The organism is Rhizobium acaciae (genome assembly GCF_025941625.1).
Classification (GTDB): domain Bacteria; phylum Pseudomonadota; class Alphaproteobacteria; order Rhizobiales; family Rhizobiaceae; genus Rhizobium; species Rhizobium acaciae.
Genome location: NZ_JAPCZO010000010.1, coordinates 217162 through 239779 on the forward strand (window position 1 = coordinate 217162; position 22618 = coordinate 239779).

Sequence of the window (22618 nt, forward strand, 5' to 3'; positions counted from 1 at the left end):
GATGCAGGACGCGGCCTCTCCCGCACCGATCGAAAGCGCGCTGCTGAACGAAGCAGCGGGCGCCACGATCCGGCACGGTTATTTCACTCGGGCCGGCGGCGTTTCCGAAGGGCTGTATCGCGGCCTCAATGTCGGCCTCGGCTCCAGCGACGAACGCGACAAGGTCCTGGAAAACCGCCGTCGCGTCGCCGCCTGGTTCGGCTTGCCGGTCGAGCGGCTGGCAACCGTGCATCAGGTCCATTCCCCCGATGTCGTGGTGGTCGGTGCAGATTATGACGGCGCCCGCCCCGACGCGGATGCGATGGTAACGCGCACCCCTGGCATTGCGCTTGGCGTGCTCGCCGCCGATTGCGGACCCATCCTGTTTGCCGACCCCGACAATCGCGTCATCGGCGCCGCCCACGCCGGCTGGAAGGGCGCGCTGACGGGCGTGCTCGAAAACACCATCGCATCCATGGAGGCGCTTGGTGCGGACCGGGCTCGCATCGTCGCTTGCCTCGGCCCCTCGATTAGCCAGGCAAGTTATGAGGTCGGCCCTGAGTTCGTCGAGCGTTTCGTCGCCGAAAACCCGGAGGACGAGCGCTTTTTCGTGCCTTCCGCAACGCCCGGCCACGCCATGTTCGACCTGCCGGCGCTGACGGTCGACCGGTTGACGAAAGCCGGCGTGCGTGCCGAAAGCCTCGGCCTCTGCACCTATCCCGACAACGAGCGCTTCTTTTCCTACCGCAGGACGACACATCGCAAGGAGCCGGATTACGGCCGCCAGATTTCCGCGATATCAATCAGGGAGACTTGAGCAGAATGGCACTGCACTTCGAAAAGGCCGAATTCGCAAGCCGGCTTGCACGCCTCACCGAGAAGATGAAGGAAGAAAAGCTCGACGCCTTGCTGCTCTTCGCCCAGGAAAGCATGTACTGGCTGACCGGCTACGACACCTTCGGCTATTGCTTCTTCCAGACGCTGGTCGTCAAGAGCGACGGCACCATGGCGCTGATCACCCGCTCGGCCGATCTTCGCCAGGCCAGGCATACCTCGATCCTCGAGGACATCCATATCTGGGTCGACCGGGTCAATGCCGACCCGACGCTCGACCTGAAGAACCTGCTGGTAGAGATGGACCTGCTCGGCGCCCGCATCGGCGTCGAATATGACACGCACGGCATGACCGGCCGCGTCGCCCGGCTGCTCGACGCGCAATTGACCACCTTCGGCCAGATCGTCGACGCCTCCTACCTCGTCAGCCGCCTGCGCCTGATCAAGAGCCCGACGGAGGTCGCCTATGTCGAGCGCGCCGCCGTTCTCGCCGACGATGCGCTCGATGCTGCGATCCGGCTGACAAAACCCGGCGCCGACGAGGCCGATATCCTCGCCGCCATGCAGGGCGCGATCTTTTCCGGCGGCGGCGACTACCCCGCCAACGAGTTCATCATCGGCTCCGGCGCCGACGCTCTGCTTTGCCGCTACAAGGCCGGCCGCCGCAAGCTCGACGCCAACGACCAGCTGACGCTCGAATGGGCCGGCGCCTATGCGCATTACCATGCCGCCATGATGCGGACGATCGTCATTGGTGAGCCGACGCATCGCCACCGCGAGCTTTACAACGCCTGCCGTGAAACCATCGAGGCGATCGAGACCGTCCTCAAGCCCGGCCAGACCTTTGGCGATGTCTTCGACATGCATGCCAGGATCATCGACGAGCGCGGCCTGGCTCGCCACCGGCTGAATGCCTGCGGTTATTCGCTCGGCGCCCGCTTCTCCCCCTCCTGGATGGAGCATCAGATGTTCCATGTCGGCAATCCGCAGCCGATCGAGCCGAACATGTCGCTCTTCGTGCACATGATCATCGCCGATTCAGATACGGGCACGGCGATGACACTCGGCCAGACCTATTTGACGACTGCGGATGCGCCGCGCGCGCTATCCCGCCATCCGCTCGATTTCATCGGGCTCTGACCGGTGAGAATCCGGAATTGACAGACGACCGTCCCCACCCGCATAAATTCGGGTGGGGCTGATTGCGATTGCGGGAAGGACAGACCAAGGGATGACGCGAGCTGCGATTGTGCCCACGCTCCTGTTCGTCATGGCTCTATTGACAGCCTGCAACACGACCGATGCGCTGACGCCGCAGGTCGATATCGGCAATTCCTCCGGGGGAGCCCCGTCGAGCCCGGTGACGCAGAGCGAAGCCGAGCGCTTGGCGGGCACCCGCCAACCGAGTTTCTCGGGAAGCTCGCAGCAGGGCGGCTACCATCCAGCCTATGATCAGTCGCAGCGGGCCTATCGACCCGGCACCGGCGCGGCGCCGACGACGATGCAGGAACAGGCAGACGCCCTGTCGAGAAGCGGCTCCTCACCGGCCGCATCAGCTCCGATCGACGGACAATCGCTGCCCCCGCCGGCGGCCAGTGGTGGACTTCCCGCACAGCCGGCTCCATCGGCCGAGGCGCAACAGCCGCAGCAGACCGCCGCCCTCCCCAGTTCCTCCTCCGCCCGCGGCAATACCGTGCGCTTCCTGCCGATCATCGGCGCACCGGTGCAGGCCGTGACACCGCTCTCGCGCCAGCTCGGCGCCGAGGCGCGCGCGCACGGCCTTTCCATCAAGAGTTCGAACGACGCGAGCAGCGATTATATCCTCAAAGGCTATCTTTCCGCCTTCAGCGACGACGGCAAGGTCACCGTGGTCTATGTCTGGGACATTCTCGACAGCGGCGGCGGCCGCCTGCACCGCATCCAGGGACAGGAAAGCGTGCCGACGGCCGCGGCCGATCCCTGGGCGGGCGTTCCGGCTTCGGTGATGCAGCAGATCGCCTCGAAAACCATCGCGGAATTCTCTTCCTGGCGGCAGGCGCGGGGCGGTTAGTCACAAACTTTTTGCAAATATGGAAGCCTGTGGCGCCTTTGCCCTTGCATTCACGGGGAAGCTGACTAAAAAGCGCGGCTATCAGCGCGTAACAGGCGGACCAAAATGAAGGTTTTCGCGGGCAATTCGAACCGGCAACTCGCCGAAGCGATCTGCAACTATCTCAATGTTCCCTTGGGGAAAGCCAGTGTTCGAAGGTTTGCCGATCAGGAAATCTTCGTGGAAATCCAGGAAAATGTGCGCGGCGAGGACGTTTTCCTTGTACAGCCCACCGCTTTTCCCGCAAACGACCACCTGATGGAACTGCTGATCATGATCGACGCGATGCGTCGTTCGTCAGCCCGCCGCATCACCGCCGTCCTTCCCTATTTCGGTTATGCCCGCCAGGACCGCCGTGCCTCCGGTCGCACACCGATCTCCGCCAAGCTGGTCGCAAACCTGATTACCGAAGCGGGCGCCGACCGTGTCATGACGCTCGATCTCCATGCCGGGCAGATCCAAGGCTTCTTCGATATTCCGACCGACAATCTCTTCGCCATGCCCGTGCTGACGCGCGACATCAAGAGCCATTATGACCTCAGCAACGTCGTGGTCGTCTCGCCCGACGTCGGTGGTGTGGTGCGTGCCCGCGCGCTTGCCAAGCGGCTGGACTGTCTTCTGGCCATCGTCGACAAGCGTCGCGAGCGGCCGGGTGAATCCGAAGTCATGAACATCATCGGCGACATCGGCGGCAAGGACTGCCTGCTGATCGACGACATCGTCGATTCCGGCGGCACGCTCTGCAACGCGGCCGACGCGATGCTGGCCAAGGGCGCATCCAGCGTCACCGCCTATATCACCCACGGCGTTCTCTCGGGCGGCGCAGTCACCCGCGTCACTTCCTCGAAGCTCCGCGAACTCGTCATCACGGATTCGATCCAGCCGACCACGGCGGTTCTCTCCGCGCACAATATCCGCATTGTGACCACGGCCCCTCTGATCGGCGAAGCCATCAGCCGAACGGCTCAGGAAGAGTCCGTCTCCAGCCTGTTCGATTAAAGAGAGCCGGCATTCGACCGGCTCTTTCAATTTCTGCATCAGATGGACCAAGCTATTACCGGGCATGCTCTCCGAGCCGCATGAATTGCTGGCCGTTGATTGTCGCCGAGCCGCGTTCGGTAACAACGAAAGGCCCGGAATGAACCGCCGTTGCGATCGTTGAGCGCAAAAAAGCCGGCACAAGGCCGGCTTCCTTTCATTTCTGATCCCAATTGATAACGCTCAAGGCTGCTGCGGCGGCGCAGGTACCGCGTCCTGGCCCTGGTCCGGTTCCTGCTCCTGGTCTGACTCCAGCCCTTGATCCTGATCCGGACCATCCGGCCCCTTGACCACCTGCCCGTTGACGGCGATTGCGCCGTCGCGGCTGACGCTGATGTCCCAGCGCGAGCGGCCATCTGCATCGGTCTTGGCGAAACCCTTCACCATCATGATGCCGAAGGAAACCTGGTTGAGATCGGGATCCGTCTTGGCAAGCTCCTGAACCGCGGCAATCGTCTTGTCGAGATCGCGGGCAAGGATCGTCGCCTCCATCGAATAGTCCTTTTCGGTGTCGACCCGCCCCTCGATCTTGCCGGTCATGTCGATGTCGTAAACATCGGACTTGGCGCTGACCTTCGGAAACTCGACGGTGAGCCGGCCATCAGGGAAGAGCTTCTTGCTCATCTCCTCGCCGCTCGTCTCCGGAGCCTTGTCATTGAAATCCATCGCCATGAGGGCGTCGCCAAAAGTGGCGAAATCCAGATTCGGCATGGCGAGTTGCAGCTCGAAGCTGGCCGGCACGAAAGGCGAATAGCTTGCCGGCATCAGCGGGCTGTCGAGGCTGATATCCTGCGCATTGATGCCGAAGCCGAAACGCATGGCGTCGCTCGGCCCGTCGACAGCTACATTGTAACCGAATGCCTTGACGCCGCCATTGCCCATCTGGCTGCTGATGGTCAGATTATTGACCCCGATCGTCTCGCTGAACGAGGCAAGAATCGGGAAGGCTTGCTTGAGCATTCCCTTTATCTTGTCGCTATTCTCCGGGCTTAGTTCCTTCTCCTCGAGATGGTCGAGAACGAAAAGGACGATTTCGCGGATTTGCTTGGCCGGCAGGCCGTTCACCTTGGCATCGAAATCGATCGAATCGGCACGGATTTCAACGGGCGGCATTTGCAGGCCGGAAACCTGCTCGACGAAAGTCGACATCGAGCCGCTGCCCGCAAAATCGATACGCCCGTTGCCGCCTGTGCTGTCCGTCGAACTCAGCTTCTGGTCGATCGCGGCGATGCTGGCATGGACTTCCTCCGTGTCGGACTTGCTGGTGACCTTGATGTCCTTGCCGGTGAAGGTGCCGGAGCGCAGATAGCTGATCGCCGGATCGAAGACGCCGGTGTAGACAAGCGAAGCGATGGAGTAGGAAAAATCCGTCGGCTTCTGGTCGGGGCCATTGAAATGGCCGGAAACGTTGAGGTTGTTGTCACCCTCGATGTTCCAGAGCCCGCTGTCGAGCGGCGTGGCGAACATCGAGAACGGCGTCAGCCCGTTGATCGCGAATGTCGCCGGATCGGCCTTGGCAAGCAGCTTCGCCAGATCGTAGATGATCTCGTATCGCGCGCCCGCCGGATTGACCGTGATCAGGCCGCTCTTCGCCAGATCCTCGGGAAGCAGCTTCGTCAGCGTGTCCTTGACCGCATTGGCGCCATCCTGATTGATCTCGACACCCTGAGCCGTGGTGACAAGGCAAAGTGCCAGCAAGCTCGTTGCCGTGACAAGTTTGAGACGCATAGTCCGATTTCTCCTCAGCCGCCTTTTTGAATGCGGCCATCCAAAGATGCGTAGCGCGCCGATGTCAACCTCAGCCGTGGCAGAGAATGGCAATTTTGCCGTTCATACGGCCGCGTATTTCGGACGGACGAGAACATTGCCTCCTCGTATGCAGCACTCAGATCACCGTTGACGATCGACGCGATGCTCGACTGCGGTTTCAGCTTGTCGAAGCGTGGATATCACCGGAAAACAGCCCCAATCCGCAACTTGCGTTTCCGATCGACTTATAATATAGGCCACCGGTCCGTGTAGACACCCTTGGAGGCAACGCGGATGAGGTCGGGTCATACCGCCTCCGGTTCGTCGGAGCAAGGCATTAGCCCGCCGCCGAACTCTCCAAATAACCTCGAAAGGAATAGCCATGAGCCAGGAAACTTACGAGCTCAAGGCCGAGGCGCGCGAACGGGTTGGTAAGGGGTCCGCCCGTGAACTTCGCCGCAACGGTTTGATTCCCGCTGTCATCTATGGTGACAAGCAGGCCCCCATTGCCATCGCTCTCAACACCAATGAGGTGACGAAGCGCATTCACGCCGGTGGTTTCATGACCACCGTGGCGACGATCGACGTCGACGGCAAGAAGCACAAGGTTCTGCCGAAGGACTACCAGCTCGATCCGGTCCGTGACTTCACGATGCATGTCGATTTCCTGCGCGTCTCCGGCAACACCCAGGTGACCGTCGAAATCCCCGTTCACTTCATCAACGAAGAGAAGTCCCCGGGCCTCAAGGTCGGTGGCGTTCTGAACATCGTTCGCCATGAAGTCGAAGTTCATTGCCCGGCCGATGCGATCCCTGAATTCTTCAACATTGACCTCAGCGGCAAGAAGATCGGCGACAGCATCCATATCGCGGAAGTCACCCTGCCGAAGGGCGTCACCCCGGTCATCGACCGCGACTTCACGATCGCGACGATTATCGCTCCGGCTGCCGGCATCGACGAGAGCGCCGCGGAAGGCGAAGCCGAAGCCTGATCGCTTCGACCAATTTGTAAAGCATATGGCCCGCTTTCCCCTGGAAAGCGGGCTTTTCATTGCCCGGAAACGCCCCGTTTCAGCAACATTTAACAAATTCGTGAAAGCATGCTCCGTCAGTTGCGAAGAAGCCCGCCTCAACGCACGACAGCAAATATGGCCGGCCTGGGGAGTAGACGGAACCATGAGCAATTCCGTTGAGAACAGATTTTTTGCGATAGTTTGTGGAGCGCTGCTTGTTTTTGTCGCTCCGCTGTTTGTTCTCTTCCTTTTTCTTTCCTCCGAGCGGGCCGACAAGGAAATACGCGACCATATCTCCGTTCTTCTTGTCGCCAATGCCCAGGCGCTGGCCAAACCCCTGTGGGACCTCGATGAGGACAGCGTCACCCAGATCAGCGCGACGGTCGTTTCCCAGGGTGCCATCGTCAGGGTCGAAGTGCGTGACCAGTCAGGCCAGCTCGACGTCAGCCAGTCCACCATTCCGCGCTCCTTCGACGGCAAGCTCGTGCAGGTGTCACGCGCCATCATCTACAACACCGTCGACGGCCCGAAGAACCTCGGCAGCATCAGCGTCTATTATCCTGCGCTCGGCCTGTTTTCCGGCCTGAAGCAGGAAGAGGTCGTCTTCATCTCGATCTTCATCTTCGCGGTGCTGACCGTTTTCGGCACGGCGCTGATCGGCAATCGCTTCTTCGTCATCCAGCCGCTGATGCGGCTGACGGCGGCAATCGAGGCCACCCGCCAGCTGGGCTCCCGCCATCATGTCGACTGGCAGTCGAACGACGAGATGGGACGGCTTGCCCATAGCTTCAACGAGATGCAGACCAAGCTCGAAAGCGAGGAAAAGGAGCTGAAGCTCGCCCACCGCCGCGCCACCGACATCTACAATCTGACACCCGCCATGCTTTTCTCGCTCGACGAGGAAGACCGCATCACCGCCGTCAGCGATTATTGGCTGCTTGCCACAGGTTATAACCGCGCCGCCGTCATCGGCCGCAACTTCGCCAATCTCGTCACCCCTGCGACCCGCGACAAATTCGTCAAGCGCCGCCAAGCCGAAAGCGGCATGACCGTCACCGTCAAGTTCGTTTGCCTGGATGGCCGCACCATGGACGTCCTCATCATGGAATCGGAGGCGGGAGCTGGCGCTCAGGACCGCCTCTCGCTGTCGGTCATGACCGATGTGACCGAACTCAAGGCCTCCGAGGACCGCAACCACCGCCAGGCAATCACCGATCACCTGACCGGGCTTCTCAACCGCCAGGGCTTCGAAGCCGTCCTCGACAACAAGATTGCCGCCGCCGACGCCGCCGGCCAGGAACTCGCCTGTCTCTTCGTCGATCTCGACCGTTTCAAGTGGATCAACGACAATATGGGCCATGCCGCCGGTGACATGGCACTGGTCGAGCTCGTCGAGCGCCTGAAGACCCATCTTGCCCCCTCCGACGAGGCGGCCCGTCTCGGCGGCGACGAATTTGCCATCCTGCTGCCGGCCAAGGACGCCGAAAACCGCGCCAAGGTGATGTGCGAGCAGATCGCCTCGATCTTCGAAACGCCATTCTCCCCCGACATGCATCTGAGCGCTTCCGTCGGCATCGCCATCTATCCGCATCATGCCGAAACCGCAGCCGAGCTGCTGCAAAAATCCGACATGGCGATGTATGCCAAGAAACGCGACGGCAAGAACGGCGCCCAACTCTTCGACAATGCTATGCTCGACCGCGCTCGCAGCCGCGCCGAAATCGAGGCCAATATCGAAGCCGGCCTCGTCGACAACTGGTTCGAAGCCTTCCTGCAGCCGATCGTCACCCTGAACGGCCGCGGCATTGCCGGTTTCGAGGCGCTGATGCGCCTCAACCATCCGCAGAAGGGCTTGATGCCGCCGGCCGAGATCATCAGCGTCGCCGAGGAAACGGCAAAGATCGTCCGCGTCGGCAACGTCATCATGGAAAAGGCGATCGCCAACCTCGCGAAGATTTCCCGCATATCAGGCATGCAGGATACCTATCTCGCCATCAACTTCTCGCCGCTGCAGTTCGAGCCGGCGCTGCCGGCCCGTCTTGCCGCCATCGTCGGCCGCCACGGCATCCGCCCCGAGCGCATTGTCGTCGAAATCACCGAAGCCGTGCTGATGCACGACAACCCACAGATCCGCTTGATCGTCACGGAGCTTCGTCGTTTCGGCTGCCGCATCGCGCTTGACGATTTCGGCACCGGCTATTCGTCGCTGAGTTACCTCAACCGCTTCCCCGTCGACATCATCAAGATCGACCAGTCCTTCACCCGCGCGATCAACGACGGCGACGACGACGTGCGCCAGAAGAGCCGCATGCTGATCGAAGGCATCACTACGCTTTCCCACAAGATGAACTGCACCGTCATTGCCGAGGGCATCGAGACCGAAGAGGAATGCCGCACCCTCCACCAGATGGGGCTTGACTACGGCCAGGGCTATCTCTTCCATCGTCCGCAGCACGCAGCCACGCTGATCGAGGAACTGACGGCCTCGCAATCGGCCGTCGCACGCGCCTCATGAACGAAGAACCAAGGAGATAATACGGATGAAAAAGCTCCTGCTTCTCGCATGCCTGGCGCTGCCCTGCACCGCCCATGCGCAAACGGTGACGTTCACGACCGAGGACTATGCCCCCTTCAACTATCGCGAAGGCAAGGAGATCAAGGGCGCGACCGTCGAGCAGGTCGAAAAGGTGATGGCCGCGATCGGCGTCGACTACACGATCGAGATCATGCCCTGGGCGCGCGCTTTTAGCCTTGCCCGCACGGCGCCGATGACTTGTGTCTTTGCGACCGCCCACAACGGCGCACGCGACCCGTTGTTCAAATGGGTCGAACCGCTGCTCATCGATCGCAACATCCTGATCACCCGCAAGGGCTCGGGCGTCACCGTCGGCAATCTGGACGAGGCGAAGAAATATACGGTCGGCACGCAGCGCGAGGATTACACCGAGACGATCCTGAAGGAGAAGGGTTTCACCAAGCTCGATGTCGCCAGCGACTTCAATGCGACGCTGCGCAAGCTGCTTGGCGGGCGCATCGACATGATGCCGATCTCCGAACTCTATTTCGAAAAACTGAAGGCCGGCCAGCCGGTGGAATTGGTGACCGTGCTCTCCGCCCAGCCAATGGGCATTGCCTGCGAGAAGAACTTTCCGGACGATCTGCTCGCCAGGATGCAGGCTGCTCTCGACAAGCTGATCGCCGATGGCGACCAGAAGCAGATCTTCCTGAAGTACGGCATGAACCTGTCGGAATGACTCCGAAGACAACTGCCCTTTCCGCTTGACTTTGCTTTCATTTCGCGGTGGTGAACGGCAGGAAGTTCTAAAGCGCGTCGCGATCTTTCAGATTCGCTTGTCGCGCTTTAGGTCTTTGTTTTTACGCATGTGGTTGTCGCAAAACCGCTGCACACTTTTGCGCGACATGCTTTAGCGAGGAAAAACAGGCCATGCTGATCATCGCGGGTCTCGGCAATCCCGGCGGCAAATATGCCGGCAGCCGCCACAATATCGGCTTCATGGCCGTCGACGCCATCCATCGGCGCCACAGCTTTTCGTCCTGGTCGAAGAAGTTCAGGGCCGAGATCGCCGAGGGCGAGGTCGGCGGCGAGAAGGTGCTGCTGATGAAGCCGCAGACCTTCATGAACCTTTCCGGCGAGTCCGTCGGCGAGGCGATGCGCTTCTACAAGCTCCAGCCCGCCGATCTTGTCGCGATCTATGACGAGCTCGACCTTCCCCAGGGCAAGGCGCGGCTGAAGACCGGCGGCGGCCACAACGGCCACAATGGCATCAAGTCACTCGATGCGCATTGCGGCAGGGAATACCGGCGGCTGCGCCTCGGCATCGGCCATCCCGGCATCAAGGAAATGGTGCAGAACCATGTACTCGGCGATTTCGCCAAGGCCGACAAGGCCTGGCTGGAGCCGCTTCTCGACACGCTCGCCGACAATGCCGACATGCTGGTGCGAAACGAGGATTCGCAGCTGATGAACAAGATCGCGCTGGCGCTCGGCGGCAAGGCCGAGGAGGAGAAGCCAGCGAAGGAAAAGAAGGACGCCGAGAAGAAGCCGGCCGGCCAGTCGCATATCCATCAGGCCCGCAACCACAACCAGCCGAAGTTGCCGGCCACCGGCCCGATGGCCGACATGCTGAAAAAGATGTTCGGCAAAAAGGGCGATTGAGACCGATGCCGGATCAAGACGTCATCATCCGCCCGGCTGCCCGCGGCGATCTCGCCGGTCTCATGACGCTTTACCGTCACCTGAATCCCACCGATCCGGTTCTTGACGAGGCCATTGCCGAAGAATGCTTTTCCGCCATCCTGGCCCAGCCCGGCATGACCGTCTTCATCGGTTTTGCGGGTGAGGTCGCCGTCGCCACCGTCACAAGCGTCGTCGTGCCGAACCTGACACGGAACGGCGCGCCCTATGCGTTCATCGAAAACGTCGTCACCCATGCCGATCATCGCAAGCGCGGTTATGCCCGCACCGTCATCGGCCACGCGGTCACAGACGCCTGGAACGACGGATGCTACAAGGTGATGCTGCTTACCGGCTCCAAGGATCCAGCAACGTTGCGCTTCTATGAGAATTGCGGTTTCGTGCAGGACAAGGCCGGCTATCAGATCCGCCGGCCCTGACTCCATATTCGGGGCGTCCCTCGGAAAACGCCTATTCCTCCGGTTCGGTAGTGAACATCAGCGGAAAGCCCATGCCCTTGGCAAGGTCGATGCCTTCCTTGGCCTTGGTCTCGGCGATGTCCCTGACGCAGACCACGACCACGCAGGAACCGAGCTTGTGCGCCGTCATCATCACCCGGTAGCCGGTCTCCTCGCTCATGCGGAAGACGGCCTTCAGGATCATGATCACCAATTCGCGCGGCGTATAATCGTCATTGACGAGAATGACCTTGTAGAGCTTCGGCTTGTCCAGCTTGAGCTTCACTTTGGCCTTCGGTTTCAGGGCAATGTCATTGTCACTCATCGGAAAAATCCACCCGTTGATGACATGGAAAAGGCGGAGAAAACGTCCGCCACCAATATATTGCACCGTAAGCACGGCAGTTCAATGACGGAGTGTTATTCCGCGGAGAGCAGGAGGCAATTCTGGCCGGCTTTTTCCAGGATTGCGGCAGCCTTCTTGTCGAATGTCACGAATGTTTCGCCGCCAAGCCTGCGACCTTCGAAGACGATGATGCCATCGGCGAAGTCCCCGCCAGCATCGAGAAAGGATAATCCGGCTTCGACGGCAACTCTGTCGTAGACAACCTTCCTGTCCGATATCAGCAGCCGGATGGCCGCTGATATCTCTGAAGCGCTCTTGCGATAGACCCGGCTGGCGACCCAGACGAATTCGCAAAACGTCAGATTGGAAATGAACAGGCGTTCGGCCTCGCGCATGAACGTCCTTGCACGCTCAGTTTGCTTCGGATCGTCATGCACGGCCGAACGTACGAGCACATTCGTATCAACGATCATTGTCGACGCCGACCTCGCCTGCCCAGCCCGCCTTTATGGCCTCATCGATCTCTTCGAGCGTCGCATGAATATTCTCCTTGTTCTCCAAACTCCCGAAGAAGCTTTCCACCGAGCCGGCGACCGGCCGCCTCTCAACAGCAATGACCTCGAGTTTGCCGCCAGGCAGGAGATCGACATCAATCTTGTCGCCAGGCCTGACCCCGAGATGCTGAAGCACCTCCTTTTTCAGGGTAACCTGCCCCTTTGCCGTCACAGTCAGAGTTGCCATGCTAATGGTATCCTTTGCTCCAAAAGTAAGGCTAAACCGCCTTACCTTCAAGCCAAGCGCCTCAGCTTTTTCAATTCATGTTGCGAACCCTTGACCCAGGGCGGCCATTCCCGCATAGGCAGGGCAAAGTTACCAATAGATATGGATCAAGCCATGGGCTTCAAATGCGGTATCGTCGGGCTGCCGAATGTCGGCAAATCGACCCTCTTCAACGCGCTCACCAAGACGGCGGCGGCACAGGCGGCGAACTATCCCTTCTGCACCATCGAGCCGAACACCGGCGAAGTCGCCGTTCCCGATCCGCGCATGCGCAAGCTTGCCGACATCGCCAAGTCGAAAGAACTGATCCCGACCCGCATTTCCTTCGTCGATATCGCCGGCCTGGTGCGCGGCGCCTCGAAGGGCGAAGGCCTCGGCAACCAGTTCCTCGCCAATATCCGCGAGGTCGACGCCATCGTCCATGTGCTCCGCTGCTTCGAAGACAGCGACATCACTCATGTCGAGGGCCGCATCAACCCGGTCGCCGATGCCGAGACGATCGAGACCGAGCTGATGCTTGCCGACCTCGAAAGCCTGGAGCGCCGCACCGAGCAGACTCGCAAGCGCGCCACCAGCAAGGACAAGGATTCGGTGGCGATGCTGCCGATCATGGAAGCCTCGCTGAAGCTGCTCAACGAAGGCAAGCCGGTGCGCACGCTGCTGTCGACGCTCGATGCGGAAGAAATCGTCATCCTCAAGAGCCTCAACCTTCTGACCTCGCATCCGGTGCTCTACGTCTGCAACGTCGCCGAAGGCGATGCTTCGACCGGCAACGAATTCACCGAGGCCGTTGCCATCATGGCGAAGGAACAGGGTGCCGAAACCGTCGTCATCTCGGCGGCGATCGAGTCTGAGGTCGCCCAGCTTCCCGACGAGGAAGCCAAGGAATTCCTCTCCGCCCTCGACCTTGACGAGGCGGGCCTCGACCGGCTGATCCGCGCCGGCTACAAGCTGCTCCACCTCATCACCTATTTTACCGTCGGCCCGAAGGAAACGCGCGCCTGGACGATCGAGCGCGGCACCAAGGCGCCGCAGGCCGCCGGCGTCATCCATTCGGATTTCGAGCGCGGCTTCATCCGCGCCAACACCATCGCCTATGACGACTACATCAAATACAACGGTGAAGTCGGCGCCAAGGATGCCGGCAAGGCGCGCGACGAAGGCAAGGAATACGTCGTCCAGGACGGCGACGTCATCCACTTCCGCTTCAACACCTGAACGGAAACTGCCGCTATCCCGATCTATTCATTTCGCCCAAATCGCTCAGCGGTTTGGGCGAAATCGTAAGATTTACCGAGTTGCCCCTAAGACGGCAGGCGGCAGTCTTTGCGAAATGGCGGCCGGCAGCGCCCGCAGCACGATGCGGCGCAGCGGCATCCAGCCTGTTCCAATGATGAGCACGATCGCTCCGACGACGATCAGCGTCGTGAAGATATAGGTGTCAACCGTCGCACTCCCCTGCCGGAAAATGCCGTAGATCGCAAAACCGAGCGACAGCAGGCCTGACGTGACGAAGGCGCGCCGATCGATGACAAGGCCGATCAGCATCAACACCGCCACGCCGATAACAATGATAGGCGTCTTGATCGACACCGCCTGGGCAACATCGAGCAAATTGCCGTCGAACGACATCAGCAGCCTTACGCTGAAGAGCAGAGCCGGTGCCGCGCCGAGGTGAAGCCAGAAGGCAATGTCGGAGCGTGTCGTCCGTCGCAACCGATCGCCGAGGTCGAAATAGAGCGCCGTTGCAAACAGCCCGAGCGCGCAAACGAGGAAGGCCACCGCGAGCAGGAGGGGATGGTTAGAGAAGAATTGCGGATCGCCGCTCGCCCATTGCATGAGGCGCAATAGCAGGGTGAGCACCAGCGCAAGGGCCGAGGCGATGCAGAGCGCCAGCGACAGAGGCACGCGATACCGGGCATAATAGAGGCCGAGAACGATCGGGAAGCCGGCGACGAACTGCGTCGCCTCCGCCCCGATACCATTGAAGGCTGATGTTCCCGGCTTGATGAAGAAGGACATCAGCAGGAATGTCCAGCAGCACAGCGCAATCGTCAGGCTGACGGCCGGCAAAGCGAGCCGCTGGCGGCGCACCAGGATTTCCGAAAGCACGATGATCGCAGGCAGCACGGCATAAAGTGCGGCAAGCCCCCAGAGGCCGCCGAGCGCCACCACCACGCCGATGGTGATCAGCACGTCGTGGAAGCCACGCACGAAGCGTGGCGTCTCGGTATCCGACCAGGCCTGCCCCTCCGCTTCCATTGCCGCCTGTGCCTCAGCGACCCCACCCCCGATGACGGCGACCCCGCGCTCCGTCAGGAACGGCAAAAGACGCCCGCCCGCCTCCGCCGAAATCAGCTCCTGGCGCACGGCCTCGTCGAGTATCGACCTTAGTTCAGTCATGCCGGTTTATCTCCCCGGAATCATTGAGCCCGCGCGGATGCTATTGTAAGCATTGTGCGCTGCATATGGCGGGAGGAGCGAATGTCGGCAGAAAAGCTTTCCTTCGAGGATTTCCAGCCCGGCCGCCGCTTCGCGCTTGGTCCGAAGCCGGTGACCACCGAGGAAATCATTGAGTTCGCAAGCGAATTCGACCCGCAACCGATGCATCTCGATGAGGCTGCCGGCCGCGCCAGCATTCTCGGCGGCCTTGCCGCCTCCGGCTGGCATACCTCTTCGATGTTCATGCGCATGATGGCCGACAGTTATGTGCTGCATTCGCTCTGCGAGGGTGCGCCGGGCGTCGATCTGATGGAATGGCGAAAGCCGGTGCTTGCCGGCGACACGCTCTCCGGCCACTCGATCGTGCTTGAAGCCCGGCCGATGCGATCGCGCCCCGGCATCGGCATCGTCAAGTTTCGCCACGAGGTGGAAAACCAGCGCGGCGAACTTGTCTGCGTCTCGGAGAATTCGGTCATGTTCGGCATGCGCGCCCGTCCCGCGGATATCGGCATGAGCCCGGAGGCGTCAGCATGAGCCCGGAGGCGTCAGCATGAGAATGTCCGAGCTTTACGCGGTTGGCGAGAAGGCTGAGATCGGCAGCTACATTTTTACCGAGGAAAACATCATCCGTTTCGCGACGCGCTACGATCCGCAGCGTTTCCACATCGACAAAGAAGCCGCCAAAGACACCCTCTTCGGCGATCTCTGCGCCTCGGGCTGGCACACCACCGCCGCGTGGATGCGGACATTCCTCGCCTTTTGGGAAAGGCAGAGCGCCGCACTCGCGCAAAAGGGGCTGACGTCGCCGAACCTCGGCCCTTCGCCCGGTTTCCAGAAACTGCAATGGCTGCGGCCGGTCTTCGCAGGCGACGTCGTCAGCTATTCCGTCGCCTTCCTCTCCAGCCGGGCGCTTGCGTCGCGGCCGGGATGGAACCTCAACACCATCCTCTGCGAGGGCGTCAATCAAAACGGCGATGCCGTTATCCGCTTTGAAAGCAGCGTGCTCGAATTCGACTGACGCTGCAGGCGGGAGGATGAGGGCTCAGTGGCCGGAGAATTCGACCAGCGTGTGCACGACGACGCCGAGCTCTTCCAGCTTCCTGCGGCCGCCAAGATCCGGCAGGTCGATGACGAAACAGGCGCCGACCACTTCCGCACCGATCTGGCGCAATAGCTTCGTCGCGCCGACCGCGGTACCGCCGGTGGCGATCAGGTCGTCGACCAGGATCACCTTCTCGCCGGGCTGAACAGCATCGCGATGCATCTCCATCTCGTCGACGCCATATTCCAGGCTGTAGGCGATGCGCACGGTCTCGTGCGGCAGCTTGCCTTTCTTGCGGATCGGTACGAAGCCTGAGGAAAGCTGGTGCGCCACCGCACCGCCGAGAATGAAGCCGCGCGCCTCCATGCCGGCAATCTTGTCGATCTTCGTGCCGGCATAGGGCTGCACGAGTTCGTCGACCGCCCGGCGGAAAGCCCGAGGGTTGCCAAGCAGCGTGGTGATGTCGCGGAAGATGATACCGGGCTTGGGATAGTCGGGAATGGAGCGGATGCTGGCTGCGAGCTCCGAAGTCGTATTGTTCATGGAAAGTCCATATTCTGCGAGGGCATGAAACTGGGCCGCACCCTATCAATTGCCAGAGGCGGAACCAACAAAAAAGGCGGCCAGAGGCCGCCTTTTGAATGTCGATCGGGAACCGCTCAATGTTCCTTATTGGCGTAGATCGAACGCTTCGTCAGGTAGATCAGCACCGTGAAGATCGCCAGGAAGATCATGACCATGAAGCCGGTGCGCTTGCGCGCCTCGAGGTGCGGCTCGGCGGCCCACATCAGGAAGGCGGAGACATCCCTCGAATACTGGTCGACCGTCGCCGGCGCGCCGTCGTCATAGGTCACCTGCCCGTCGGAGAGCGGCTTCGGCATGGCGAGGACGGCGGCCGCATTGAAATAAGGGTTATAATGTCCACCCTGCGGCACGTGGAAACCGGCCGGCGGCTCTTCGTAGCCGGTCAGCAACGCGTGGATATAGTCCGGGCCGCTTTCCTGATACTGCGTGAAAATGTCGAAAACGAACTGCGGAAAGCCACGCTCGACCGCGCGGGCCTTGGCAATCAGCGAAAAGTCGGGCGGAGCCGCGCCATTGTTGGAAGCAGCCGCGGCTTCAGGATTGGGGAAAGGCGACGGGAAGTAATCGGAAGGAACCGCCTTGCGGGTAAACATCTCGCCGCTGGCGTCGGGACCGTCCTGGACCTCGTAATTCGCGGCGAAGGCCTTCACCTGCGCCTCGGAATAGCCGAGTTCGTCGAGCGTACGGAAAGGCACGAGCTTCATCGAATGACAGGCTGCACAGACTTCCGTGTAGACCTTGAGGCCGCGCTGGAGCTGGCCCTTGTCGTAATGGCCGAACGGACCGGCGAAAGACCATTCCTCCTCCTTCGGATGCTTCAGCGGATAATGCGGCGTCTCACCTTCCGCGTGATGGGCCGGAGCTGCACCGTTGCCGGGCGTCGCCTCCTGGGCCAGCACCGCACTGCCGAGACCGGCGGCGAATGCGAACGAGAGAATGCTTGTAACAAGCGTTTTCATATTTCTATTCCCTTCCGTCGCTCGCTTATGCCTTGACCGCTGCGGTCTTGTTGCGCTTTTCGAGCACCGCTTCGGTGATCGAGTTCGGGATGCGGCGCGGTGTTTCCACCAAGCCGAGAACCGGCATCGCGACCAGGAAGAAAGCGAAGTAGAGGAGTGTGCAGATCTGCGAGATCGTGGTGAACAAGCCTTCCGCCGGCTGCGAGCCGAGCCAGCCGAGGATGATCGCGTTGATCACGAACAGCCAGTAGAACAGCTTGTACCAAGGGCGGTAGACGGCGGAACGGACCTTTGAGGTATCGAGCCAGGGCAGGAAGAAGAGCACGATGATCGCGCCGAACATCACGAGCACGCCGCCGAGCTTGGAGTCGATCGGGCCGATGTTGAAGGTGATCGAACGCAGCATCGCGTAGAACGGCAGGAAGTACCATTCCGGAACGATGTGGGCCGGCGTCTTCAACGGGTCGGCCGGGATGTAGTTGTCGGCATGGCCGAGGAAGTTCGGCATGTAGAAGACGAAATAGGCATAGACCATAAGGAAGATCGATACGCCGAGCGCATCCTTCATGGTCGCATAGGGCGTAAAGCGCACCGTGTCCGTCTTCGTCTTGACCTCGACGCCCGTCGGGTTCGTCTGGCCGACGACGTGCAGCGCCCAGATGTGCAGGACGACGACGCCGGCGATCATGAAGGGCAGCAGGTAGTGGAGTGAGAAAAAGCGGTTCAGCGTCGGCTGTTCGACCGCAAAGCCGCCGAGTAGGAACTGCTGCAACCATTCGCCAATCAGGGGAAAGGCCGAGAAGAAGCCGGTGATGACGGTCGCGCCCCAGAAGGACATCTGGCCCCAGGGCAGAACGTAACCCATGAAGCCAGTCGCCATCATCAGGAGATAAATGACCACACCGAGAATCCAGAGAATTTCTCGCGGCGCCTTGTAGGAGCCGTAGTAGAGGCCGCGGGCAATGTGCAGGTAGACCGCGACGAAGAAGAAGGATGCGCCGTTGGCATGCATATAGCGCAGCAGCCAGCCCTGGTTGACGTCGCGCATGATCTTTTCAACGGAGTTGAAGGCGACCGACGATTCAGCCGCGTAATGCATGGCGAGCGTGACGCCCGTCAGGATCTGCACCACCAGCATGACGGCGAGCATGGCGCCGAAGGTATAGGCATAGTTCAGGTTACGCGGAACCGGGTAGGCGATGAAGCTGTCATAGACCATGCGCGGCAGCGGAAGGCGCGCATCGACCCATTTCTCGAGGCCGGTTGACGGCTCGTAGCTGGAATGGCCACTCATATATCAGTCTCCCCTCAACCGATCTTGATTTTGGTATCGGACACAAATGAAAAGGTCGGGATCGCTAGGTTCTCGGGCGCAGGACCTTTGCGAATGCGGCCGGCCGTGTCGTAGACCGAGCCATGGCAGGGACAGAACCAACCATTGTATTCGCCGGCCTGGCCGAGCGGGACGCAGCCGAGATGGGTGCAGGTGCCGATCATGACGATCCAGTTTTCCTTGCCCTTGCCGCCCGAACGGTCAACACCCGTTGCCTGAGCGTCGACAGGAAGGTTTGCATTGCGCGCGATCGGGTCCTTCAGATCAGCAAGCTGGACGGCGTTTGCCGCTTCCACTTCCTCGGGCGTGCGATTGCGGATGAAGATCGGCTTGCCGCGCCACTTGACCGTCAGCGACATGCCGGGCTCGAGGCTGGCAACGTCGACTTCGATGGAGGCGAGAGCAAGCGTCGAAGCGTCAGGACGCATCTGATCGATGAACGGCCAAGCGACCGCGACGGCGCCGACGGCGCCTGCCATACCAGTGGTGAGATAAAGGAAATCACGGCGAGTGGGTTCGCCCGTGCCCTCGCTTGTCGTTTCGTGTTCGCTCACGGCTAACATCCTCTGCGCAATTTTCGCGGAATTCCGCCCTACCCCTCTACCGGCGAATCTCTCTAGACACAATTCGGCCATAGATTCCCCAGCAATCCGGCGCGTTCTATGCTTGATCGCAAATTATGTCCAGCCTTGGCAAGGGGATGAGGGCACAATGTCGCGGGAAATTTCGGATGAATTTTTTAAGGCAAACACGCGCTTGCCGTTATGTTGCATTGCAACAAAAAAGCCGCCGTGATAGGCGCAGTCGCTACCACGCCATCGAGCCGGACCGGAGCGGATGAGAGACACGATTTTTTGCGTATTCAGCGTCCTTACGACGCTTGTTCTCGCCATCATCTCCCTGCGATACGTCACCGATTTTTATCTGTTGTCCTTCTTTTACAGCTTCCAGGTTCATCTGGCGGCAGCCGGCGCGGTGGCCTCGGTCGCTGCCCTTCTCGTCAAGCGGCACTGGTATGGCCTGCTGACCCTTGTGGTATCGGTGGTTCTTGCAGTCCATGGCATCGTGATGATGCGCGAATTCGTCGAACCATCAGTCGAGGAGAGCCGCCCGGCCCTATTCAGGCTGATGTCCTTCAATATCGAGAACGATAATTTCGCAAACGGCCCTGACATCGCCGACATGGTCATCGCCTCAGGCGCCGACGTCGTCAACATCCTGGAGGCAGAACCGCTGCTGTCGGAACTGCCGCGATTGTTGAAGATCTATCCCTATTACATCGGCTGCGGCGTCGGCATGGCGCAATGCGATACGCTGGTGCTGTCGAAGCGTCCGCTGATCGAACCCCGCATCCGCAATCTCGGCCTGCTCTGGCGCAACCGGCTGACGATCTCGACGATCGATTTCGATGGACAGAAGGTCAATTTCCTCGCCGCGCACCTGACCAAACCTTATTACGACGAGTTCCACGGCCTGGAGATCTGGGATCTCGCGGAGATCATCCCTACCCTTTCGGGACCGCTCGTTCTCGCCGGTGATTTCAATACGTCGATTCTCGCGCCCGACGTGCAGTATCTCATGCGCACTCAAGGCTTGGGCACGGCATCGCTGGAGCCCGCGACATGGCCGATCCGCGCCGGCGCCTTCGGTATTCCGATCGATCATATCTTTACCCGGGCGCCGCTGCGGCTGAAATCGGTCCGCCGCATCGAAAACGGCTTCGGATCAAATCATTTTGGCCTCATGGCGGAATTCGTCGTCGACCCTTGAGCCCACATCCTCATCCGTAGCAAGGAAGCCGCCGGACTGGCGCGCCCAAAGTTCGGCATAGAGCCCGCCGTGGCGAAGCAATTCGTCGTGGCTGCCTTCCTCGATGATCCGTCCGAGGTCGACGACGATCAGCCGGTCGAGCGCGGCAATCGTCGACAGCCGATGGGCGATCGCAAGCACCGTCTTGCCTTCCATGATCTGATGGAGATTGGACTGGATCGCTTCTTCCACTTCCGAATCGAGCGCCGATGTCGCTTCGTCGAGGACGAGGATCGGGGCGTCCTTCAGCATGACGCGGGCAATGGCGATGCGCTGCCGTTGCCCGCCTGACAGTTTGACGCCGCGTTCGCCGACATGCGCATCGAAACCTCTGCGGCCCTGCTGATCCTGCAGGCGTTCGATGAAGTCGATGGCTTCGGCGCGCCTGGCTGCCTCAACCAGCCCCTCCTCGCCGGCATCGGGCCGCCCGAACAGGATATTGTCGCGCACTGAACGATGCAGCAGCGAGGTATCCTGGCTGACGACGCCGATCTGCATCCTGAGGGATTCCTGCGTCACGGCTGCAATATCCTGGCCGTCGATCAGAATACGGCCGTCCTGAATATCGTAGAGGCGCAGCAGCAGGTTCATCAGCGTCGATTTACCCGCGCCCGAACGGCCGACGATCCCGACCTTTTCGCCCGGGCGGATGGTCAGCGAGAAATTCTCCACGACCGGCTGGTGGCCCTTGCCGTAGCGGAAGGAAACATTGTCGAAGCGGACTCCAGGCTGCCGGATCACCAGGGTCTTCGCATCCGCCCGATCGACGAGCCCCAGAGGCTGGGAGATCAGCTCGGCGGCGTTCTGAATGGTGCCGAGGTTGCGCATGATGCCGTTGAACTGCGTCATCAGCCTTCCCAGCAGGAAATTCAGCCTGAGCACCAGCGCCAGCGAAAACGCCACCGCACCCGAGCTGATGAGGCCGCGCAGCCAGAGATCGACGCAGAGCCCCGCCATCGTTACGATCATCAGGCCGGAGAGCAGCGCCATCGAGGCCCTGACGCCGGTGATGAACCGCGTGAAGCGCAGCACCGTATCCTGATAGATATCGAAGCCTTGCCGCATGTAGCGGTCGGTCTCCTCGTCGCGTGCAAACAGCTTCAGCGTCTGCATGTTGCTGTAGGAATCGACCATCCTGCCGTTCAGCATCGATCCAGCTTCTGCCGTTTCGCGGGAATGATGGCGGATCCGCGGGACGAAGTGGCGGGCAAGCAGGCTGAAGGCGCCAAGCCAGAACAGCACGACGGCGGCAAGGGAAAAGTCCAGCCGAGCGACGAGCACGAGCGTCGTTGCGGCATAGATGCCGACGAACCAGACGCTTTCCATCAGCGAGGTGACGAGATCGCCGGTGGCCTGCCCGGCCGACCAGACCTTGGTGACGATGCGTCCGGAAAAATCGCTCTGGAAAAACGACAATGACTGCCTGGAGACGTGGAGATAGGATTGCCAGCGTGCGAGATTGTAAAAACCCGGCGTGATCACCTGCTGGTCGACGAGCGCGATCAGGAAGGCGATGATGAAGCGCACCAGCCCGATGAGGGCGAGCATGCCGAACAATTCGCCGCCATGGGCGGCGAGAAGACCGCTCCAGCCGGCACCCGGCGTGATGCTGCCGAGGATATCGACGAGCCGCCCGACGAACCAGAAGAGCGCTGCCTCGATCGCCGCCGACGTGCCACCTAGAACGAGCATGGCGATGAACGGCATCCTCGCCTGGCCGATATAGAACCAGATGAATCCAAGCGTCGAGCGCGGCGGCTGGAGATTGGCGCGTGGGCGGAACGGATCGATCCAGGTTTCGAACCGGCGGAGGATGGGGCTTAAGAACATAGAAGCGATATAGGCGGAATAACCGGACCGGCAAAGGGAATGAAAAGCGACCGAAACCTTATATTTTGGTAATTAATGGTAACATCGGCGGCATACCCATTGAATGCCCCCGAACCGGTCACAATCTCACGTTACGAT

The 22618-nt window shown here is 60.7% G+C and carries 23 protein-coding genes; 13 read left to right on the forward strand and 10 right to left on the reverse strand.

Annotated elements, in window-relative coordinates:
* Window position 1 precedes the first annotated feature (1 nt).
* The 4 genes from pgeF (at window position 2) to OLZ32_RS17865 (ending at window position 3901) form a co-directional block, all read left to right on the forward strand.
* Complete coding sequence (gene pgeF, locus OLZ32_RS17850) at window positions 2–796, forward strand: peptidoglycan editing factor PgeF (RefSeq protein ID WP_164036481.1); 795 nt, start codon at window positions 2–4, stop codon at window positions 794–796.
* A 5-nt stretch (window positions 797–801) separates the two neighbouring features.
* Complete coding sequence (locus tag OLZ32_RS17855; protein WP_011652944.1) at window positions 802–1953, forward strand: M24 family metallopeptidase; 1152 nt, start codon at window positions 802–804, stop codon at window positions 1951–1953.
* A 91-nt stretch (window positions 1954–2044) separates the two neighbouring features.
* The gene (locus OLZ32_RS17860; protein ID WP_264399291.1) at window positions 2045–2863 is read left to right on the forward strand and encodes a hypothetical protein; all 819 of its coding nucleotides are present in this window, start codon (window positions 2045–2047) and stop codon (window positions 2861–2863) included.
* 105 nt (window positions 2864–2968) lie between these two features.
* Window positions 2969–3901, forward strand: a complete 933-nt coding sequence (locus OLZ32_RS17865; protein ID WP_003541724.1) for a ribose-phosphate pyrophosphokinase — start codon at window positions 2969–2971, stop codon at window positions 3899–3901.
* Between the two features lie 222 nt (window positions 3902–4123).
* On the opposite strand, the gene OLZ32_RS17870 is transcribed toward OLZ32_RS17865, so the two are convergent.
* Window positions 4124–5668, reverse strand: a complete 1545-nt coding sequence (locus tag OLZ32_RS17870; RefSeq protein WP_264399292.1) for a hypothetical protein — start codon at window positions 5666–5668, stop codon at window positions 4124–4126.
* Between the two features lie 403 nt (window positions 5669–6071).
* Between OLZ32_RS17870 and OLZ32_RS17875 the strand changes: the two genes are divergently transcribed.
* From OLZ32_RS17875 to OLZ32_RS17895, 5 genes are all read left to right on the forward strand, one after another.
* The gene (locus tag OLZ32_RS17875; RefSeq protein WP_003541728.1) at window positions 6072–6680 is read left to right on the forward strand and encodes a 50S ribosomal protein L25/general stress protein Ctc; all 609 of its coding nucleotides are present in this window, start codon (window positions 6072–6074) and stop codon (window positions 6678–6680) included.
* Between the two features lie 184 nt (window positions 6681–6864).
* Window positions 6865–9216, forward strand: a complete 2352-nt coding sequence (locus OLZ32_RS17880; RefSeq protein WP_003541729.1) for an EAL domain-containing protein — start codon at window positions 6865–6867, stop codon at window positions 9214–9216.
* Window positions 9217–9241: 25 nt separating this feature from the next.
* A complete protein-coding gene (locus OLZ32_RS17885) occupies window positions 9242–9955 on the forward strand; it encodes a substrate-binding periplasmic protein (RefSeq protein WP_264399294.1) in 714 nt (237 codons plus the stop codon).
* Window positions 9956–10146: 191 nt separating this feature from the next.
* On the forward strand, window positions 10147–10878 hold the full coding sequence (gene pth / locus OLZ32_RS17890) for an aminoacyl-tRNA hydrolase (protein ID WP_017989081.1): 732 nt from the start codon (window positions 10147–10149) through the stop codon (window positions 10876–10878).
* A gap of 5 nt (window positions 10879–10883) precedes the next feature.
* Window positions 10884–11336, forward strand: coding sequence for a GNAT family N-acetyltransferase (locus OLZ32_RS17895; RefSeq protein ID WP_406648490.1), 453 nt, complete (start codon window positions 10884–10886; stop codon window positions 11334–11336).
* Between the two features lie 31 nt (window positions 11337–11367).
* Here OLZ32_RS17895 and clpS read toward each other — a convergent pair whose 3' ends face one another.
* The 3 genes from clpS to OLZ32_RS17910 form a co-directional block, all read right to left on the reverse strand.
* Entirely contained in the window at window positions 11368–11679 is a 312-nt protein-coding gene (gene clpS / locus OLZ32_RS17900) for an ATP-dependent Clp protease adapter ClpS (protein WP_003541733.1), read from the reverse strand.
* Window positions 11680–11774: 95 nt separating this feature from the next.
* The gene (locus OLZ32_RS17905) at window positions 11775–12173 is read right to left on the reverse strand and encodes a type II toxin-antitoxin system VapC family toxin (protein WP_003541734.1); all 399 of its coding nucleotides are present in this window, start codon (window positions 12171–12173) and stop codon (window positions 11775–11777) included.
* On the reverse strand, window positions 12163–12441 hold the full coding sequence (locus tag OLZ32_RS17910) for an AbrB/MazE/SpoVT family DNA-binding domain-containing protein (protein WP_011652955.1): 279 nt from the start codon (window positions 12439–12441) through the stop codon (window positions 12163–12165). The genes OLZ32_RS17905 and OLZ32_RS17910 overlap by 11 nt, the downstream gene beginning before the upstream one ends.
* Before the next feature lie 153 nt (window positions 12442–12594).
* Here OLZ32_RS17910 and ychF point away from each other — a divergent pair, with 153 nt between their 5' ends.
* On the forward strand, window positions 12595–13698 hold the full coding sequence (ychF, locus tag OLZ32_RS17915) for a redox-regulated ATPase YchF (protein WP_003541736.1): 1104 nt from the start codon (window positions 12595–12597) through the stop codon (window positions 13696–13698).
* A 72-nt stretch (window positions 13699–13770) separates the two neighbouring features.
* Here the strand turns inward: ychF and OLZ32_RS17920 are convergent, their stop codons facing one another.
* The gene (locus OLZ32_RS17920; RefSeq protein ID WP_264399296.1) at window positions 13771–14883 is read right to left on the reverse strand and encodes a hypothetical protein; all 1113 of its coding nucleotides are present in this window, start codon (window positions 14881–14883) and stop codon (window positions 13771–13773) included.
* 81 nt (window positions 14884–14964) lie between these two features.
* On the opposite strand from OLZ32_RS17920, the gene OLZ32_RS17925 reads away from it, so the two are divergent.
* Window positions 14965–15456 carry a MaoC family dehydratase gene (locus tag OLZ32_RS17925; protein WP_264399297.1) on the forward strand — a complete coding sequence of 164 codons (492 nt, stop codon included), beginning with the start codon at window positions 14965–14967 and terminating at the stop codon, window positions 15454–15456.
* Between the two features lie 16 nt (window positions 15457–15472).
* Window positions 15473–15940: a MaoC family dehydratase gene (locus OLZ32_RS17930; protein ID WP_264399298.1), complete on the forward strand. Its 468-nt coding sequence runs from the start codon at window positions 15473–15475 to the stop codon at window positions 15938–15940.
* Between the two features lie 24 nt (window positions 15941–15964).
* On the opposite strand, the gene OLZ32_RS17935 is transcribed toward OLZ32_RS17930, so the two are convergent.
* From OLZ32_RS17935 to petA, 4 genes are all read right to left on the reverse strand, one after another.
* Window positions 15965–16507 carry an adenine phosphoribosyltransferase gene (locus tag OLZ32_RS17935; RefSeq protein WP_003541749.1) on the reverse strand — a complete coding sequence of 181 codons (543 nt, stop codon included), beginning with the start codon at window positions 16505–16507 and terminating at the stop codon, window positions 15965–15967.
* Between the two features lie 116 nt (window positions 16508–16623).
* A complete protein-coding gene (locus OLZ32_RS17940; RefSeq protein WP_264399299.1) occupies window positions 16624–17508 on the reverse strand; it encodes a cytochrome c1 in 885 nt (294 codons plus the stop codon).
* A 25-nt stretch (window positions 17509–17533) separates the two neighbouring features.
* Window positions 17534–18802 (reverse strand): cytochrome b, encoded by a 1269-nt coding sequence (locus tag OLZ32_RS17945; protein ID WP_003541751.1) that lies wholly within the window; start codon window positions 18800–18802, stop codon window positions 17534–17536.
* 14 nt (window positions 18803–18816) lie between these two features.
* On the reverse strand, window positions 18817–19395 hold the full coding sequence (petA, locus tag OLZ32_RS17950) for a ubiquinol-cytochrome c reductase iron-sulfur subunit (RefSeq protein ID WP_003541752.1): 579 nt from the start codon (window positions 19393–19395) through the stop codon (window positions 18817–18819).
* A gap of 283 nt (window positions 19396–19678) precedes the next feature.
* On the opposite strand from petA, the gene OLZ32_RS17955 reads away from it, so the two are divergent.
* Window positions 19679–20611, forward strand: a complete 933-nt coding sequence (locus tag OLZ32_RS17955; protein WP_017989087.1) for an endonuclease/exonuclease/phosphatase family protein — start codon at window positions 19679–19681, stop codon at window positions 20609–20611.
* Here the strand turns inward: OLZ32_RS17955 and OLZ32_RS17960 are convergent.
* A complete protein-coding gene (locus OLZ32_RS17960; protein WP_264399300.1) occupies window positions 20567–22480 on the reverse strand; it encodes an ABC transporter ATP-binding protein in 1914 nt (637 codons plus the stop codon). The genes OLZ32_RS17955 and OLZ32_RS17960 overlap by 45 nt on opposite strands.
* Window positions 22481–22618 lie beyond the last annotated feature (138 nt).

Bases quoted from the DNA above. Each gene is read 5' to 3' on its own strand.
- clpS (WP_003541733.1), bottom strand. From the start codon at position 11,679: ATGAGTGACAATGACATTGCCCTGAAACCGAAGGCCAAAGTGAAGCTC.
- pgeF (WP_164036481.1), top strand. From the start codon at position 2: ATGCAGGACGCGGCCTCTCCCGCACCGATCGAAAGCGCGCTGCTGAAC.
- OLZ32_RS17880 (WP_003541729.1), top strand. From the start codon at position 6,865: ATGAGCAATTCCGTTGAGAACAGATTTTTTGCGATAGTTTGTGGAGCG.
- OLZ32_RS17870 (WP_264399292.1), bottom strand. From the start codon at position 5,668: ATGCGTCTCAAACTTGTCACGGCAACGAGCTTGCTGGCACTTTGCCTT.
- OLZ32_RS17860 (WP_264399291.1), top strand. From the start codon at position 2,045: ATGACGCGAGCTGCGATTGTGCCCACGCTCCTGTTCGTCATGGCTCTA.
- OLZ32_RS17935 (WP_003541749.1), bottom strand. From the start codon at position 16,507: ATGAACAATACGACTTCGGAGCTCGCAGCCAGCATCCGCTCCATTCCC.
- OLZ32_RS17920 (WP_264399296.1), bottom strand. From the start codon at position 14,883: ATGACTGAACTAAGGTCGATACTCGACGAGGCCGTGCGCCAGGAGCTG.
- OLZ32_RS17905 (WP_003541734.1), bottom strand. From the start codon at position 12,173: ATGATCGTTGATACGAATGTGCTCGTACGTTCGGCCGTGCATGACGAT.
- OLZ32_RS17925 (WP_264399297.1), top strand. From the start codon at position 14,965: ATGTCGGCAGAAAAGCTTTCCTTCGAGGATTTCCAGCCCGGCCGCCGC.
- OLZ32_RS17945 (WP_003541751.1), bottom strand. From the start codon at position 18,802: ATGAGTGGCCATTCCAGCTACGAGCCGTCAACCGGCCTCGAGAAATGG.
- OLZ32_RS17955 (WP_017989087.1), top strand. From the start codon at position 19,679: ATGAGAGACACGATTTTTTGCGTATTCAGCGTCCTTACGACGCTTGTT.
- OLZ32_RS17865 (WP_003541724.1), top strand. From the start codon at position 2,969: ATGAAGGTTTTCGCGGGCAATTCGAACCGGCAACTCGCCGAAGCGATC.
- pth (WP_017989081.1), top strand. From the start codon at position 10,147: ATGCTGATCATCGCGGGTCTCGGCAATCCCGGCGGCAAATATGCCGGC.
- OLZ32_RS17895 (WP_406648490.1), top strand. From the start codon at position 10,884: ATGCCGGATCAAGACGTCATCATCCGCCCGGCTGCCCGCGGCGATCTC.
- OLZ32_RS17855 (WP_011652944.1), top strand. From the start codon at position 802: ATGGCACTGCACTTCGAAAAGGCCGAATTCGCAAGCCGGCTTGCACGC.
- OLZ32_RS17910 (WP_011652955.1), bottom strand. From the start codon at position 12,441: ATGGCAACTCTGACTGTGACGGCAAAGGGGCAGGTTACCCTGAAAAAG.
- OLZ32_RS17940 (WP_264399299.1), bottom strand. From the start codon at position 17,508: ATGAAAACGCTTGTTACAAGCATTCTCTCGTTCGCATTCGCCGCCGGT.
- OLZ32_RS17960 (WP_264399300.1), bottom strand. From the start codon at position 22,480: ATGTTCTTAAGCCCCATCCTCCGCCGGTTCGAAACCTGGATCGATCCG.
- OLZ32_RS17885 (WP_264399294.1), top strand. From the start codon at position 9,242: ATGAAAAAGCTCCTGCTTCTCGCATGCCTGGCGCTGCCCTGCACCGCC.
- ychF (WP_003541736.1), top strand. From the start codon at position 12,595: ATGGGCTTCAAATGCGGTATCGTCGGGCTGCCGAATGTCGGCAAATCG.
- OLZ32_RS17875 (WP_003541728.1), top strand. From the start codon at position 6,072: ATGAGCCAGGAAACTTACGAGCTCAAGGCCGAGGCGCGCGAACGGGTT.
- OLZ32_RS17930 (WP_264399298.1), top strand. From the start codon at position 15,473: ATGAGAATGTCCGAGCTTTACGCGGTTGGCGAGAAGGCTGAGATCGGC.